The following is a 14,118-nucleotide window of genomic DNA, read 5'->3' as shown; positions in this document are numbered from 1 at the left end:
CCTTATTGGCGATGACTCAGCTAGCGACGCGTCCGAGCGTGCAGGCCTGGCGGCTCTTCGACGCGACCGTCCTCCGCACGCAACGGCTGTCGCCGAGCTTCCTGCGCGTCACGTTCGGCGGGCCGGACCTCACCGACCTCGGCGACGACCGCGACGACCAGCGCGTCAAGCTGATCCTGCCCGCCCCGGACGGCTCGCTCGACGTCGGCGACTCCGACGGGCTCAGCTGGTACCAGGACCTCCTGGCCCGCGAGGAGGCGCGCCGCAACCCGGTCCGCACCTACACGTCGCGGCGGGTCCGTGCCTACGAGGGCGAGCTCGACGTCGACTTCGTGCTGCACGGCGACGAGGGGCCCGCCTCGCGCTGGGCCGCGCAGGCCTCGATCGGCGACCGCGTCAAGCTGTGCGGGCCCAACCTCGTGCACGGCGGCCCCTACGGCGGCACCGGCTTCCGTCCCGCGCCGGGCACCGACCGGTTCCTGCTGGTGGCCGACGAGACCGCGGTCCCCGCGGCGCTGGCGATCCTCGAAGGGCTGCCCGCGACCGCGACCGGTGCGGTGCTGCTCGAGGTGCCCCACGCCGCCGACGCTCTCGAGGTGGCCGCTCCCGCCGGCGTGCAGGTGCGCTGGTTCGGCCGCGACGGGCTCCCGCACGGCAGCCTCGTCGAGCCCGCCGTGCGCGGCCTGCTCGACCAGTGGCTCGGTGCCGACCCGGCGCAGCCCGCGGAGCAGGCCGGCGACGCCGACTCCGTCGACCCCGACGGGATCGTGTGGGACGTGCCGGCCGAGCCGGTGCGGGGCGACTTCTACGCCTGGCTCGCCGGTGAGGCCGGCGTCGTGACGCGGCTGCGCCGCGCGCTCGTGCGCGAGCACGGCGTCGACCGCCGCTCGGTCGCCTTCATGGGTTACTGGCGGGCCGGCCGACCCGAGAGCTGACTCGGCTCGTCCAGCTCCTTCGGCGTTTCGTCGACCCTCGTGGGGCAGCCGTGCTGCCCACAGCAGATCTGCCCCCGGCAGAGACCCGGTGACCGACGCCGTCGGGCGGGGCACGGTGGTGACCCGACGACGAGGAGGGCACCGTGCCGAACCTGGACGACAGACTGATCGAGAACCTCATGCAGCACCGGATCCTGGTGCTGGCGCAGGAGGTCGACGACGAGATCGGGCGGCGGCTGACGAGCCAGCTGCTGCTGCTCGCGGCGGAGGACCCGCGAGCCGACATCACGCTGCTCATCAACTCCCCGGGCGGGTCGGTCTCGGCCGGGCTGGGCATCTTCGACACCATGCAGATGATCGGCAACGACGTCGTCACGGTCGCGACCGGGCTGGCGGCGAGCATGGGGCAGTTCCTGCTCTCGGCCGGCACACCGGGCAAGCGCTACGCCCAGCCGCACGCGCGGATCCTCATGCACCAGGGCTCGGCGGGGCTGCAGGGGTCGCCGATCGACATCGCGATCCAGGCGGAGAACCTCGAGCACGTCAACAAGGTGATGACCGAGCTGACGGCACAGCACACCGGCCAGGAGGTCGAGCGGATCCGCCGCGACTCCGACCGCGACCGCTGGTTCACCGCCGAGGAGGCGCTCGCCTACGGGTTCGTCGACGCGATCGTCGACGGCCCGGACGTGCTGCGGCTGGGCGCACGGCGCCGGGCGGGGGTGCTCGCATGAGCTCCTACACGATCCCGAGCGTCGTCGAGACGACCCCGACCGGTCAGCGTGCGGCGGACGTGTACTCGCGGCTGCTGAGCGACCGCATCGTGTTCCTCGGCACCGAGATCGACGACGGCGTGGCCAACACGGTCATCGCCCAGCTGATCCACCTGGAGTCCGCCGACCCGGACCGCGAGATCGCGCTCTACCTCAACTCCCCGGGCGGCTCGGTGACCGCGAGCCTCGCCATCTACGACACCATGCAGTTCGTGCGCGCGCCGATCTCGACGATATGCGTCGGGCAGGCGGCCTCGACCGCGGCGCTGCTGCTCGCCGCGGGCGCGCCGGGCCGGCGCGGGATGCTGCCGCACGCGCGGGTGCTGCTGCACCCGCCGGAGTCCGGTGGCCGCGGCACGCTGCCCGACCTGATGCTGGCGGCGCGGGAGGTAGCGCGCACGCGCGAGCAGCTCGACACGATCCTCGCGCGGCACACGGGCCGCGACGTCGAGCAGGTCGCGGCCGACACCGCGCGCGACCTCGTGCTGCCGGCGGACGCCGCGCAGGCCTACGGCGTCGTCGACGAGGTCATCGAGAGCCGCAAGCTGCTGCCCGCCGCCTGACTCCGGCTCAGGCGGCGAGGAGCACCGGGCCGTCGGGCCGGGCCGCCGGCGCGGCGTCGTCGCCGGCGGCGCGGTGCGCCGCGGCCTCGGTGAGGTCGACGACCGGGGCGATCACGTCGGCGGCACGACGGGCGAGCGCGCCGACGTCGAGCCCGAGCGCGCCGGCGGCGGCCTCGAGGATCTCCGAGGACGGTTCCTTGCGTCCGCGCTCCAGCTCGGACAGGTACTGCGTCGAGATGCCGGCCGCGTCCGCGACGTCGCCCTGCGTGCGCTCCTGGGCGTGCCTCTCGCGGCGCAGCTCGTGACCGATCGCCTCGCGCCACAGCAGCCGCCGCGGCGCGACGACCTCGCGCGTCCCGGGGAACCGGATCACCTCCGCCATGTCGGCAACCTAGGCGGCGGACGTCGTCGGCGCACGGGTGTTCGTCGCGGGCGAACGCTGCGCCGCGCTCGCGGACCTGCGCAACGACGGGCCTGGACGCCACATGGAGGGGACATGAGCAGACGTGGAACCAGGACGGTCGGACTCCTCGCCTCGGTGGCGAGCGTCGCGGTGCTCGCTGCGTGCGCGGGTGCGCCGGCGGGCAGCGGGGGAGACGACGGCGTGGGCGACGGTGCGGACGGAGCCGTGGCGGACGACGGCGCGGGCGGCGGTGCAGCGGGCGGCGGGGCGGCGGGCGGCATCATGCCGGCCGAGGTGCCCGCGCCGTCGGAGCTGGTCGGCCTGTGGCGGGTGACCGGGGACGGCGCGCCGACCGAGGACACCTGGGTCCAGATCGGCTCGCCGTTCTCGCCCGGCGAGGTCACCGTGTGGGCCGGCTGCGGCGTGCTGCACGGCACCTGGACGGCGCGCGCGGGCGCGCTGCTCGCCACCGTGGACGGGTGGTCCGGCTCGTGCGACGGCGCGGACGCGGCCGCCTGGCTCGAGGCCTCGGTCGCCTACGGGCCCGCGGGCGACGGGATCGCGCTGATCGACGCCGACGGGATCGAGCACGTGACCCTCACGGTCGACGGCGAGCCCGCTGCCCGGGACGACGTCGACGACGCCTACCGGCAGCAGCCCGCGCTCGACGACGAGCAGGTGGCCCAGCTCGACGCCGTGCCGACGCCGCCGGCCGACCTCGCACCCGCCTCCTACGACGGGGTCCTCGGCCGCTGGGTGCCGGCGACCACCTACGAGACCGAGCCGTTCCTCGAGCTCGCCGACGACGGGACCTACACCGGCTCCGACGGCTGCAACGGCACCGCGGGCCGCTGGGCGCTCGCGGGCGACGGCAGCGTGCTCGCGACGACCGGGATGCAGACGCTGATGGCGTGCGACGGCGAGAGCCTCGCCGCCGCGCTCGCCCAGGCCGCCTGGCTCGTCGTCGACGGCGACCGGCTGGCGTTCCTCGCCGACGACGGCTCGGTGCTGACGGAGGCCGTGCGCGGCTGAACGCTGCGGTCGGGTCCTGCCTGGCCGCGGAGTGCGGTGCGGTGCGACACCGTGCGGGTGGTGCAGGTCGCCGGAGCGGCGCTCACGCCTCGGCCCGGGTGGTGACCGGCGCCGTCACGCTCCGTAGGGTCGAGAAAACGATTACTGGCGACGGCGCCGACGCCGCGCCCGATCGACGACCCGCGAGCCGAGAGGCGAGGAGCATCGATGACGACGCCCGAGCAGCAGACACCGACCGGCGTCACCCGGCGCCGTGTCCTCACGATCGCCGGTGCCGCCTCGGCGGCCTCGGTGACGTCCACGGCTGCGGCCGCCCCGCGCGAGGAGGTCGCCACCCGGCTACCGACCGGGCAGGGCTTCGAGTACGACGACGTCGAGGTCACCCAGTACCGGGAGCGGGTGCGGACCGTGAGGACGGGGCGGTTCGAGCGCGTCTACGACGCGGCGCAGGGGCAGCACGTCGCCTGGCACGTCAACGACCACGCTCTCGTCGAGGGGCCGGACGGCACCTGGCACATGTTCGGCATCGCCTTCCCCGAGAGCGGCCACACGGGCGAGCAGTTCCTCAGCCACGCCACCGCGCCGTCGCTGCACGGACCGTTCGTCACCGAGGCCCCGGTCCTCAGCGCCGACCCCGACTACGGCGAGACCCACCTGTGGGCGCCGCACGTCGTCGAGCACGAGGGCACCTGGTACATGTTCTACGCGGGCGGCGGACCGGACGACGCCAACGCGATCATGTGCGTGGCGACCTCGACCGACCTGTGGCACTGGGAGCGCGATCCCGACGGCGCGTTGTTCGCCGACGGCTGGGAGGCGCGCGACCCGATGGTGCTGCGCGTCGGCGACGAGTGGGTGATGTACTACTGCGCCACCGAGAACCAGCGGTTCAGCCGACGTGTCGTGGCGTGCCGGACGAGCGCCGACCTGCGCAGCTGGGGCGAGCGCCGGATCGTCTACGAGGCGCCGCAGTACGGTGACGTCGCCGGCGACACGGAGTCGCCGTTCGTCGTCGAGCACGACGGCGCCTACTACCTGTTCGTCGGCCCGACCGGCGGGTACGAGGGCGGGTACCACAGCTACAGCAGCACCGATGTCATCCGGAGCGACGACCCGTTCCGCTTCGATCGCGACGACCGGGTGGGGCGGATCCGGGTGCACGCGCCCGAGGTCGTCCGCCACGACGGACGCTGGTGGGTGACGCACAGCGGCGTCGGGCAGAACGGCCTGTACCTCGCCGAGCTCGACCTCGACGCGACCGAGACCCGGACCGGCGTCCGTGCCGCGGGGCCGTCGTACGAGCTCGACGTGCAGGCCTCGCCGTGGTGCGGTGTCGTCGCGCTGCGTACTCCGGGGGGTCCCAACCTCGTCGACGACGGCTTCCGCGGCACCCGCCCGTACCTCGCCGTCGGCGGCTACGGCGACTCGCCGCGCGCGGGTGCGGCCAGGCGCATCACCCTCGACCGGCGTCGCGGTGAGGTCACGCTGCACGACATCCCGTTCGGGGGCGAACCGGTCACGGCCGACTGGACGTTCGCGCTCGCGGCCGACTGGTTCGACACGACGATGGCGTGGGAGGTCGCCGACGAGCTCTCCGGCGTCGTCATGGAGGGCGGGTGGAGCCTCGGCACAGCGCTGCCGCAGGTCGGCGACGACGTCGACCCCGACCGCGCACCGGGGACGAGCGCCGGGGGCCTCGGCCGCTACATCGTCGCCACCGACGGCAGCATGACCGTGGCGGCGGCCTACCGGCCAGGGAGCATGTGGGCCGAGTACAACCGCTGGTTCAACGCCAAGGTCGGCACGATCACGTCACAGTTCGTCATGAGCTGGGCGGGTTTGAGCTGGAAGCCGGGTCGCTACGCCGGAGGTTCCTGGCGCGTCGGCGTCAGCCCGGAGGGCGGCGACCTCGCGCTCGCCGAGCGGCTCGCGGCGGGCGTGGAGGAGTAGCAGGCGACAGTGCTCACGAGGCCGCGCGCGGCCGATCGTTCGTGAGACGGCCGGCACGGGACCGAGGCTCGGTCCCGTGCGCGGCGCGCGCTCGCGTCAGTCCACGGTGAGGACGAGCTTGCCGCGGGTGCGGCCGGTCTCGCCGCGCTCGTGCGCCGCGGCGGCTTGCTCCAGCGGGAACGTCTCCTCCACCTCGACCCGGACGTGGCCTGCGTCGACGAGGCCGGCGATCGTGGCGAGCGCCGGGCCGTCCGGCTCGACCAGGAACGCGCTGGTGCGCACCCCGGCGTCACGGGCCGCCTCGGCGAGCTCGGGGGAGACGCCGCCGGGCACGGCCACCAGGAGACCGCCGGGGCGCAGCGTCTGCAGCGAGCGTGTGCTCGTCCGGTCCCGACCGTCGCCGACCAGGTCGACGACGACGTCCACGCCGTCGACGACGTCCTCGAACCGGGTGGTCGTGTAGTCGATCGTCTCCTCGGCGCCGAGCTCCTTCAGCCAGGTGTGGCGCTCGGCGCGGGCCGTGCCGATCACGTGGGCGCCGAGGTGGCGGGCGAGCTGGACGGCGAGGTGGCCCACCCCGCCGGCAGCGGCGTGCACCAGCACGCGCTGACCCTCCTGCACGTGGGCGGTGTCGGTCAGGATCTGCCAGGCGGTGAGCGCGGCCAGCGGCACGGCGGCCGCGTGCACGTGGTCGAGCGTGGCCGGCTTGCGGGCCCACTGGCGGCTCGGCGCCGTCACGTACTCGGCGTACGCGCCGGCCGCGCGGGGGAACCACGGCATGCCGTAGACCTCGTCGCCGGGCTCGAGCGTGTGCACGCCGAAGCCGACCTTCTCCACGACGCCCGAGACGTCCCAGCCGAGGACCAGCGGGAGGGTCTGCAGGGCGGCCATGCCCTGACCCGCCCGGGTCTTCCAGTCCACCGGGTTGACCCCGGCCGCGTGCACGCGCACCAGGACCTCGGTCGGCAGCGGCTCCGGGCGGTCCACGTCCTCCACGGTCAGCACCTCGGGGCCGCCGAGCTCCCTGATCGTGACGGCTCGCATCATGTCCTCCTTCACGTTCGGTGCCGGGGTCGTCGTCCCCGGCTGCACGAGAGAGTGGCCGAGAACCGGGTGGCGGAGTGAGTGGCCGGAGGGTCAGCTACCGTACAATTCCGGCCATGGTGCATCGCGTCGCCGTCCTCGCGCTCGACGGCGTGCTGCCGCTGGACCTGGGCATCCCGGCCCGCGTGCTCAACGAGGCCTGCGAGCCCGACGGCACCCGTCTGTACTCGGTCGCCACCTGCTCGATCGGCGGGAGGCCGGTGCGCACCCACGAGGACTACGCGATCGTCGTCGACCACGACGAGTCGCTGCTGGAGAGCGCCGACACGGTCGTGATCGCCACCCAGGAGCCCAGCGAGCAGCTGCTCGCGACCGGCGACCTGCCCGACGACGTCGCAGCCGCGCTCGACCGCATCGGTCCGCAGGCCCGCATCGTCAGCCTGTGCACCTCAGCCTTCCTGCTCGCCGCCGCGGGACTGCTGGACGGCCGGCGGGCCACCACCCACTGGGCGCTGTGCGACAGGCTGGCGCGGCTCTTCCCCCAGGTCGAGGTCGACCCCAACGTGCTGTTCGTCGACAACGGCCGCATCCTCACCTCCGCCGGCGGCGCGGCCGGCATCGACCTGTGTCTGCACCTGGTTCGCCTGGACCATGGGGCGGCCGTCGCCGCGGCGGCAGCACGTCGGTGCGTCGTCGCGCCGTGGCGCGAGGGCGGGCAGGCACAGTTCATCGAGCACCCGGTGCCGCAGGACACCGACCGCTCGACGTCGGCCACGCGGCAGTGGGTGCTGGACAACCTGGCCCAGCCGATCACGCTGGAGGACATGGCGAGGCGCGCGCACATGAGCGTGCGCACGTTCACGCGCCGCTTCCGCAGCGAGGTCGGCAGCAGCCCGCAGAAGTGGTTGGCGCAGCAGCGGCTCGCGCACGCGCGCCTGCTCCTGGAGACCACCGAGCTGCCCGTCGCGCGCGTCGCCACCGCCTGCGGCTTCGGCGACCCTGTCGCGCTGCGCAAGCACTTCTACGCCAAGGTCGGCCTGTCGCCCCTGGCCTACCGCCGCGCCCACCGCGCGCCGGAGTCCGGGGCGGCGTCCTGAGCCGGCGGTGGTATCGCGCCCACAGCGCCCACAGCGCCCACAGCGCCCGCAGCGCCCACAGCGCCCGCAGCGCCCGCAGCGCCCGCAGCGCCCACAGCGCCCGCTGAGCCCCGTCGAGGCCACCCGCCCGTCGTGCCCGCCCCCAATCGAGCCCCCGCCGCGCGCGGCGGCCTCTCGCCGTCACGGCGGACGGCGCTGCCGGACGGCGCTGCCCTGTGCCTGCCCTGTGCCTGTCACCGTGACGGATGTCGGTGGCGAGGTTTATCCTCGTACACATGTTCGAACGAGCGTCTGGTGGGGGTGCGGCGGCAACCGTGCTCGGCGCGTCCGTGCCCACGCCGGAGGAGCTGGTGGCGGGGATGCGCCAGCAGGCGTCCGTGCTCGGTCGCGCGGCCACGAGCACGCTGGTGGCAGGCGACGCCGACCCCGGGACCTCGCTCGTCGAGCTGATGAGCGCGGCCGCCGCACTGGTGGCGGCCGCCGAGGCGGTGTCGGCGCGTGCGGCCGTGCAGCTGGACCGTGTCCGGCGCGCGCAGGAGGCCGCTGCGGGGGTGCCCGCGCAGCGTCGCGGGCGCGGCGTCGGTGCCGAGGTGGGCCTGGCGCGCCAGGAGTCCGCCTACCGCGGTCGCGCCTTCCTGGGGTTCGCACGTGCGCTGTGCACGCAGATGCCGCACACGCTCGCCGGGCTGGCCGCGGGCCGGCTGACGCCGTGGCGGGCGATGCTGCTGGTCAAGGAGTCCGACTGCCTCGAGGGTGCCGACCGGCGCCGGCTCGATGCGGACCTCTGCGGCGACCCCGCGGTGCTGAGCGGGCTCGGCGACCGCGCCGTGGGGGCGGCTGCCCGCGCGTGGGCGAGTCGCGAGGACCCGGCCGCCGTGGTGCGGCGCCAGGGGCGCGCGGCGCAGGAGCGTCGGGTGACGCTGCGGCCCGCGCCCGATGCGATGGCCTACCTGACGGCGCTGCTGCCGGTCGCCGAGGGCGTGGCCGCCTACCGCGCGCTCACCGAGCGGGCCGCCGCCGCACGCGCGGCTGGTGACGAGCGCTCGCGCGGCCAGGTGATGGCCGATGCGCTGGTCGCGCGTGTCACCGGCGCCGAGGAGGGTGCCCCGCCCGGCGTGCTCGTCGATCTCGTCATGACCGACACGACCCTGTTCCACGGCGGCGACGAGCCCGGGTGGCTGCCCGGGTACGGGCCGGTCCCGGCCGATGTCGCACGACGGATCGTCGCCGACGCCGCCGCACGTGCGGGCAGCGAGGCCGGCGGGCGACGCGGGCCAGGTGCAGAGGGTGACGGAGGCGCGGCGGGAGCGTTCGTACGACGTCTGTACCGGGCTCCGCGCAGCGGGGCGCTGGTCGGGATGGACGCGCGCTCGCGAGCGGTGCCGCCCGGGCTGGCCGACCTGGTCCGCCTGCGCGACGGCGGTTCGTGCCGGATGCCGTGGTGCGACGCCCCGGCACGGCACGTCGACCACGTCACCGCGGTCGCCGAGGGCGGTGCCACCCGTCACGACAACCTGCAGGCGCTGTGCGAGGCGCACAACTACGCCAAGCAGGCGCCCGGGTGGTCGGCCGCGGCGCAGACGGGCCCGGGCGCGACGCACCGGGTGGTCACCCGGACCCCCACCGGTCACCGCTACGTCGGCGACGCGCCCGCTCTGCCGGGCGGTCGGCTCGCGCGAGGGGCGCCGGGCCCGGGTGCGGGGGACAGACCCGCGGTGGGGCTGCACCTGCGAGCCGCCCCCGACCCCGAGCCCTCGCCGTCGGAGGCCGTGCTCGCCGAGGTGCTCTCCCGCTGGCGGGCGGCATGACCACCCCCGGGTACGCCGAGCTGCACGCGCACTCGGCGTTCAGCTTCCTCGACGGCGCCAGCCAGCCCGAGGAGCTCGTGGTGGAGGCGGTCGGCCGGGGTCTGTCCGGGCTCGCGCTCACCGACCACGACGGGCTCTACGGCGTCGTGCGCTTCGCCGAGGCGGCACGCGGCCTGGGGCTGCCGAGCGTGTTCGGCGCCGAGCTCAGCCTCGACTCCCCGATGCGGCCCACCGGGATGCCCGACCCTGCGGGCGAGCACCTGCTCGTGCTCGCCCGCGGGGCCGAGGGGTACAAGCGCCTCTCGCGCGCGATCGCCACCGCGCACCTCGCGACCGGGCGCAAGGGCGAGGCGGACTACCGGCTCGAGGAGCTCGCCGAGCACGCCGGCGGACCCGGTGGCGACCACTGGACGATCCTCACCGGGTGTCGCAAGGGCGCCGTCCGGCGCGCGCTGGAGCCGACGCCGGGCGCGTGGGACGTCCCCGCCGCGCGGGCCGAGCTGGAGCGACTGGTCGAGATGTTCGGTCGCCGCAACGTGGCGGTCGAGATCACCGACCGTGGTGCCCCGCTCGACGCCGCCCGCTGCGAGGTGCTCGTCGACCTCGCCCACGCGGCCCGGGTGCGGGTGGTCGCCACCGGCAACGTCCACTGCGCGGCACCGCGTCACCAGCCGCTCGCCGACACCCTCGCGGCGGTCCGCGCCCGCAGCAGCCTCGACGAGCTCGACGGCTGGCTGCCACCCGTCGCCGCGCACATCCGCTCGCCGCTGGAGATGGCGCACGTGCACCGGCGCCACCCGCACGCGCTGACCACCAGCGTGGAGATCGCCCAGGAGTGCGCCTTCGACCTGCAGCTCGTCGCGCCCGACCTGCCGCCGCACCCGATCCCCGAGGGGCACACCGAGGCCAGCTGGCTGCGGCACCTCACCGAGGTCGGCGCGCGCGAGCGCTACGGGCCGCGCGAGGCCGAGCGGGTCCCCGGCGCCTACGCGATGATCGAGCACGAGCTGGGCGTCATCGAACGGCTCGGCTTCCCCGGTTACTTCCTCATCGTCCACGAGATCGTCGACTTCTGCCGCCGCAGCGGCATCCTCTGCCAGGGCCGCGGCAGCGCCGCGAACTCCGCGGTCTGCTACGCGCTCGGCATCACCGCCGTCGACGCCGTGCAGCACCGGCTGCTGTTCGAGCGGTTCCTCTCCGAGGGGCGCGCCGGCTACCCGGACATCGACATCGACATCGAGTCACGCCGTCGGGAGGAGGTCATCCAGTTCGTCTACGACCGGTACGGCCGCAGCCACGCCGCCCAGGTCGCCAACGTCATCTCCTACCGGCCCCGCTCCGCCGTCCGGGACGCCGCCAAGGCCTTCGGGTACGACACCGGCCAGCAGGACGCCTGGTCCAAGGGCATCGAGCGGTGGGGGAGCCTGCGCCCCACCCGGACCCCGCGGCCACCCGCCACCGAGCGGCTCAGCGAGCAGGAGCGGCTGCGCCGCGACGGGCCCTGGACGCCCAGCGCCGAGGTCGACGCCGCCGCCGACGGCGACACCGACGACATCCCCGCCCACGTCGTCGACATGGCCGAGCAGATGCTGCGGCTGCCGCGCCACCTCGGCATCCACTCCGGCGGCATGGTGCTGTGCGCGGGTCCCGTCATCGACGTCTGCCCCGTCGAGTGGGCCACGATGCCCGGCCGCACCGTGCTGCAGTGGGACAAGGACGACTGCGCCGACGCGGGCCTGGTGAAGTTCGACCTGCTGGGGCTCGGCATGCTCACCGCGCTGCGGCTCGCGTTCACGTGGGTCAACGAGATCGAGGGCGTCGACGTCGGGCTGCACTCGATCCCGCAGGAGGACCCGGCGGTCTACGACCTGCTGTGCGCCGCCGACACCGTCGGCGTGTTCCAGGTGGAGTCGCGCGCCCAGATGGCGACCCTGCCGCGGCTGCGGCCGCGCTGCTTCTACGACATCGTCGTCGAGGTCGCGCTCATCCGGCCCGGGCCGATCCAGGGCCAGAGCGTGCACCCGTTCATCAACCGCAAGAACGGCCGCGAGCCCGTCACCTACCTGCACCCGCTGCTCGAGCCCGCGCTGGAGAAGACCCTCGGCGTGCCGCTGTTCCAGGAGCAGCTCATGCAGATCGCGATCGACGTCGCGGGCTTCAGCCCCGGCGAGGCCGACCAGCTGCGCCGGGCGATGGGCTCCAAGCGGTCGGCGGAGCGGATGGAGGCTCTGCACCAGCGGCTGCTCGACGGCATGGCCGAGCGCGGCATCGGCCCGGAGATCGGCGAGCAGATCTACGACAAGCTCAAGGCGTTCGCCGACTTCGGGTTCCCCGAGTCGCACGCGTTCTCCTTCGCCTACCTCGTCTACGCCAGCTCCTGGCTCAAGGTGCACCACCCGGAGGCGTTCTACGCCGGGCTGCTCGCGGCGCAGCCGATGGGCTTCTACTCGCCCGCGTCGCTCGTCGCCGACGCCACCCGCCACGGGGTGCGCGTCGAGCGCGCGGACGTCGCCTCCTCCCAGGTGCAGGCGTGCGTGGAGCGGATGCCCGACGGCGACCTCGCGGTCCGCCTGGGCCTGGCACCCGTGCGCACGATCGGGGAGAAGGCCGCCGAGCGGATCGTCGCCGCGCGCGAGCGGGCGCCGTTCGCCGACGTCGCGGACCTCTCGCGCCGGGTGGGGCTGTCGGCCGCCCAGCTCGAGGCGCTCGCCACCGCGGGGGCGCTGGCGAGCTTCGACCGGTCGCGTCGCGAGTCGCTGTGGCTCGCCGGGGCGCTCGCGGGGGAGAGCGGGCAGCGGCACCGCGGCTACGTGCAGGAGCCGCTGCCGTTCACCGCGACCGGGCTCGACGTCCCCGACCTGCCGGAGATGGACGACGTCACGCGCGCGGTCGCCGACGTGTGGGCCACCGGCCTGTCGACCGACTCCTTCCCGACCCAGTTCCGCCGCGAGGAGCTGACCGCCGACGGCGTGCTGACGATCGCGCAGGTGCCGGGGGCGGGCTCGGGCAGCCGGGTGCGGGTGGCCGGTGTCGTCACCCACCGGCAGCGCCCCGCCACGGCACGCGGGGTGACCTTCCTGTCGCTGGAGGACGAGACCGGTCTGCTCAACGTCATCTGCAGCGCCGAGGTGTGGGCGCGGCACCGCAAGGTCGCGCGCACGAGCGCGGCGCTCGTCGTCCGCGGCACCGTCGAGCACGCCGACGGCGTCACGAACCTCATGGCCGAGCGGCTGGACGCCCTCAGCCTGCGGGTGCCCAGCCGGTCCCGGGACTTCAGGTGAGCGCGACGGCCTCCGCCAGGTGCTCCAGCACCTCCTCGGTCGTCTCCCAGGGCATGCAGGCGTCGGTGACGCTCTGACCGTAGGTGAGCTCCGGGTGCCCGGGCCGCGGGTCCAGCTTCTGCGCGCCGCCCACGAGGAAGCTCTCCAGCATGACACCGGCGATCGTCGGCTCGCCGTGCGCGCGCTGCTCGCGCACCTGCGCCGCGATCTCCAGCGCGACCGAGCGCTGCCGCACGTGGTCCTTGCCGCTGTTGCCGTGCGAGGCGTCGATCATCAGCCGCGCCGGCAGACCCGCGGCCCGCAGCCGGTCCGCCGCCTGGCGCACGTGCTCCGGCCCGTGGTTCGGGCCGCTGCTGCTGCCACGCAGGATGACGTGCGCGTCCGGGTTGCCCGAGGTGCGCACGAGTGCCGCGCGGCCGTCGGGGTCGATCCCGAGGAACGACTGCGCCGACGCCGCGGCCACGGTGCCGTCGATCGCGACGTCGAGGCTGCCGTCGGTGCCGTTCTTGAACCCGATCGGCATCGACAGCCCCGAGGCGAGCTGGCGGTGGATCTGGCTCTCCGCCGTCCGGGCCCCGATCGCGCCCCAGGCGACGAGGTCGGCGAGGTACTGCGGGCTGACCGGCTCGAGGAACTCGGTCGCGGTCGCCAGCCCGGTACCGACGACGTCGAGCAGGAACCGGCGCGCGCGCCGCAGCCCGGTCGCGATGTCGTGGCTGCCGTCGAGGTGCGGGTCGTTGATGAGCCCCTTCCAGCCGACGGTCGTGCGCGGCTTCTCGAAGTAGGTCCGCATGACGACCAGCAGCCGGTCCTGCAGCCGCTCCGCGACACCGGCGAGCCGGTGCGCGTACTCCAGGCCCGCCCCGGGGTCGTGGATCGAGCAGGGGCCGACGACGACCACGAGCCGGTCGTCGACGCCGAGCAGCGCGGCGCGCACCGCGTCGCGCGAGCGCTCGACGTGGGCGAGCGCCGCCTCGCCGGCGGGCAGCTCGGTGAGCAGCTCGCGCGGGCTGGGCAGCGGCTCGACCTCGACGACGTGCACGTCGGAGGTGCGGCTGCGGCCCTCCACGAGAGGGGTGACGGTCATGACGGTCCTTCCCGGCGGACCGCTCAGAGCCCGCCTGACATGGCGACGGGCAGAGACCGTGTGGTCCCTGCCCGGTGGCTCCGATGGGGTCGTGCGCGACGCTCAGCTCGCGAGGGGCCCCTCCAGAGCCACCACGCGATAGCGC

At 74.8% G+C, this 14,118-nt stretch carries 11 protein-coding genes; 8 read left to right on the top strand and 3 right to left on the bottom strand.

Translation table 11 applies throughout. The annotated features are described in order from the left end of the window. The first annotated feature begins 11 nt into the window (after positions 1-11). The 3 genes from GPA02_RS01040 to GPA02_RS01030 all read left to right on the top strand — a co-directional run bounded on the left by GPA02_RS01040 (position 12) and on the right by GPA02_RS01030 (position 2,271). Positions 12-935, top strand: a complete 924-nt coding sequence (locus GPA02_RS01040; protein WP_156197979.1) for a siderophore-interacting protein — start codon at positions 12-14, stop codon at positions 933-935. 179 nt (positions 936-1,114) lie between these two features. Continuing rightward, on the top strand, positions 1,115-1,669 hold the full coding sequence (locus tag GPA02_RS01035; protein ID WP_156198140.1) for a ClpP family protease: 555 nt from the start codon (positions 1,115-1,117) through the stop codon (positions 1,667-1,669). Beyond that, complete coding sequence (locus GPA02_RS01030) at positions 1,666-2,271, top strand: ClpP family protease (RefSeq protein WP_156197978.1); 606 nt, start codon at positions 1,666-1,668, stop codon at positions 2,269-2,271. Before GPA02_RS01035 ends, GPA02_RS01030 begins: the two co-directional genes overlap by 4 nt. A gap of 7 nt (positions 2,272-2,278) precedes the next feature. Here the strand turns inward: GPA02_RS01030 and GPA02_RS01025 are convergent, their stop codons facing one another. Next, a complete protein-coding gene (locus tag GPA02_RS01025) occupies positions 2,279-2,653 on the bottom strand; it encodes a helix-turn-helix domain-containing protein (protein WP_156197977.1) in 375 nt (124 codons plus the stop codon). A 114-nt stretch (positions 2,654-2,767) separates the two neighbouring features. Here GPA02_RS01025 and GPA02_RS01020 point away from each other — a divergent pair, with 114 nt between their 5' ends. Beyond that, the gene (locus GPA02_RS01020; protein ID WP_156197976.1) at positions 2,768-3,706 is read left to right on the top strand and encodes an META domain-containing protein; all 939 of its coding nucleotides are present in this window, start codon (positions 2,768-2,770) and stop codon (positions 3,704-3,706) included. Between the two features lie 207 nt (positions 3,707-3,913). Further along, entirely contained in the window at positions 3,914-5,656 is a 1,743-nt protein-coding gene (locus tag GPA02_RS19060) for a family 43 glycosylhydrolase (RefSeq protein WP_204986457.1), read from the top strand. A gap of 96 nt (positions 5,657-5,752) precedes the next feature. Here the strand turns inward: GPA02_RS19060 and GPA02_RS01010 are convergent, their stop codons facing one another. Further along, on the bottom strand, positions 5,753-6,700 hold the full coding sequence (locus GPA02_RS01010; RefSeq protein WP_156197975.1) for an NADP-dependent oxidoreductase: 948 nt from the start codon (positions 6,698-6,700) through the stop codon (positions 5,753-5,755). 116 nt (positions 6,701-6,816) lie between these two features. Between GPA02_RS01010 and GPA02_RS01005 the strand changes: the two genes are divergently transcribed. The 3 genes from GPA02_RS01005 (at position 6,817) to GPA02_RS00995 (ending at position 12,886) form a co-directional block, all read left to right on the top strand. Further along, positions 6,817-7,797: a GlxA family transcriptional regulator gene (locus GPA02_RS01005; RefSeq protein ID WP_156197974.1), complete on the top strand. Its 981-nt coding sequence runs from the start codon at positions 6,817-6,819 to the stop codon at positions 7,795-7,797. A 275-nt stretch (positions 7,798-8,072) separates the two neighbouring features. After that, a complete protein-coding gene (locus GPA02_RS01000) occupies positions 8,073-9,605 on the top strand; it encodes an HNH endonuclease (RefSeq protein WP_204986456.1) in 1,533 nt (510 codons plus the stop codon). Further along, on the top strand, positions 9,602-12,886 hold the full coding sequence (locus GPA02_RS00995) for an error-prone DNA polymerase (protein ID WP_156197973.1): 3,285 nt from the start codon (positions 9,602-9,604) through the stop codon (positions 12,884-12,886). Before GPA02_RS01000 ends, GPA02_RS00995 begins: the two co-directional genes overlap by 4 nt. Here the strand turns inward: GPA02_RS00995 and GPA02_RS00990 are convergent. Beyond that, positions 12,879-13,973, bottom strand: a complete 1,095-nt coding sequence (locus GPA02_RS00990; RefSeq protein ID WP_156197972.1) for a 3-deoxy-7-phosphoheptulonate synthase — start codon at positions 13,971-13,973, stop codon at positions 12,879-12,881. The two genes, GPA02_RS00995 and GPA02_RS00990, sit on opposite strands and share 8 nt — an antisense overlap. Positions 13,974-14,118: the final 145 nt, after the last annotated feature.

This window comes from Actinotalea caeni, assembly GCF_009733795.1.
GTDB classification, from domain to species: Bacteria; Actinomycetota; Actinomycetes; order Actinomycetales; family Beutenbergiaceae; genus Pseudactinotalea; species Pseudactinotalea caeni.
The sequence above is the reverse complement of the archived record's forward strand: the minus strand, read 5'-3'. Positions and strand labels throughout refer to the sequence as shown.

Coding starts and splice junctions, on each gene's coding strand:
- GPA02_RS01040 (WP_156197979.1), top strand. CDS start 12: ATGACTCAGCTAGCGACGCGTCCGAGCGTGCAGGCCTGGCGGCTCTTC.
- GPA02_RS01035 (WP_156198140.1), top strand. CDS start 1,115: ATGCAGCACCGGATCCTGGTGCTGGCGCAGGAGGTCGACGACGAGATC.
- GPA02_RS01030 (WP_156197978.1), top strand. CDS start 1,666: ATGAGCTCCTACACGATCCCGAGCGTCGTCGAGACGACCCCGACCGGT.
- GPA02_RS01025 (WP_156197977.1), bottom strand. CDS start 2,653: ATGGCGGAGGTGATCCGGTTCCCCGGGACGCGCGAGGTCGTCGCGCCG.
- GPA02_RS01020 (WP_156197976.1), top strand. CDS start 2,768: ATGAGCAGACGTGGAACCAGGACGGTCGGACTCCTCGCCTCGGTGGCG.
- GPA02_RS19060 (WP_204986457.1), top strand. CDS start 3,914: ATGACGACGCCCGAGCAGCAGACACCGACCGGCGTCACCCGGCGCCGT.
- GPA02_RS01010 (WP_156197975.1), bottom strand. CDS start 6,700: ATGCGAGCCGTCACGATCAGGGAGCTCGGCGGCCCCGAGGTGCTGACC.
- GPA02_RS01005 (WP_156197974.1), top strand. CDS start 6,817: ATGGTGCATCGCGTCGCCGTCCTCGCGCTCGACGGCGTGCTGCCGCTG.
- GPA02_RS01000 (WP_204986456.1), top strand. CDS start 8,073: ATGTTCGAACGAGCGTCTGGTGGGGGTGCGGCGGCAACCGTGCTCGGC.
- GPA02_RS00995 (WP_156197973.1), top strand. CDS start 9,602: ATGACCACCCCCGGGTACGCCGAGCTGCACGCGCACTCGGCGTTCAGC.
- GPA02_RS00990 (WP_156197972.1), bottom strand. CDS start 13,973: ATGACCGTCACCCCTCTCGTGGAGGGCCGCAGCCGCACCTCCGACGTG.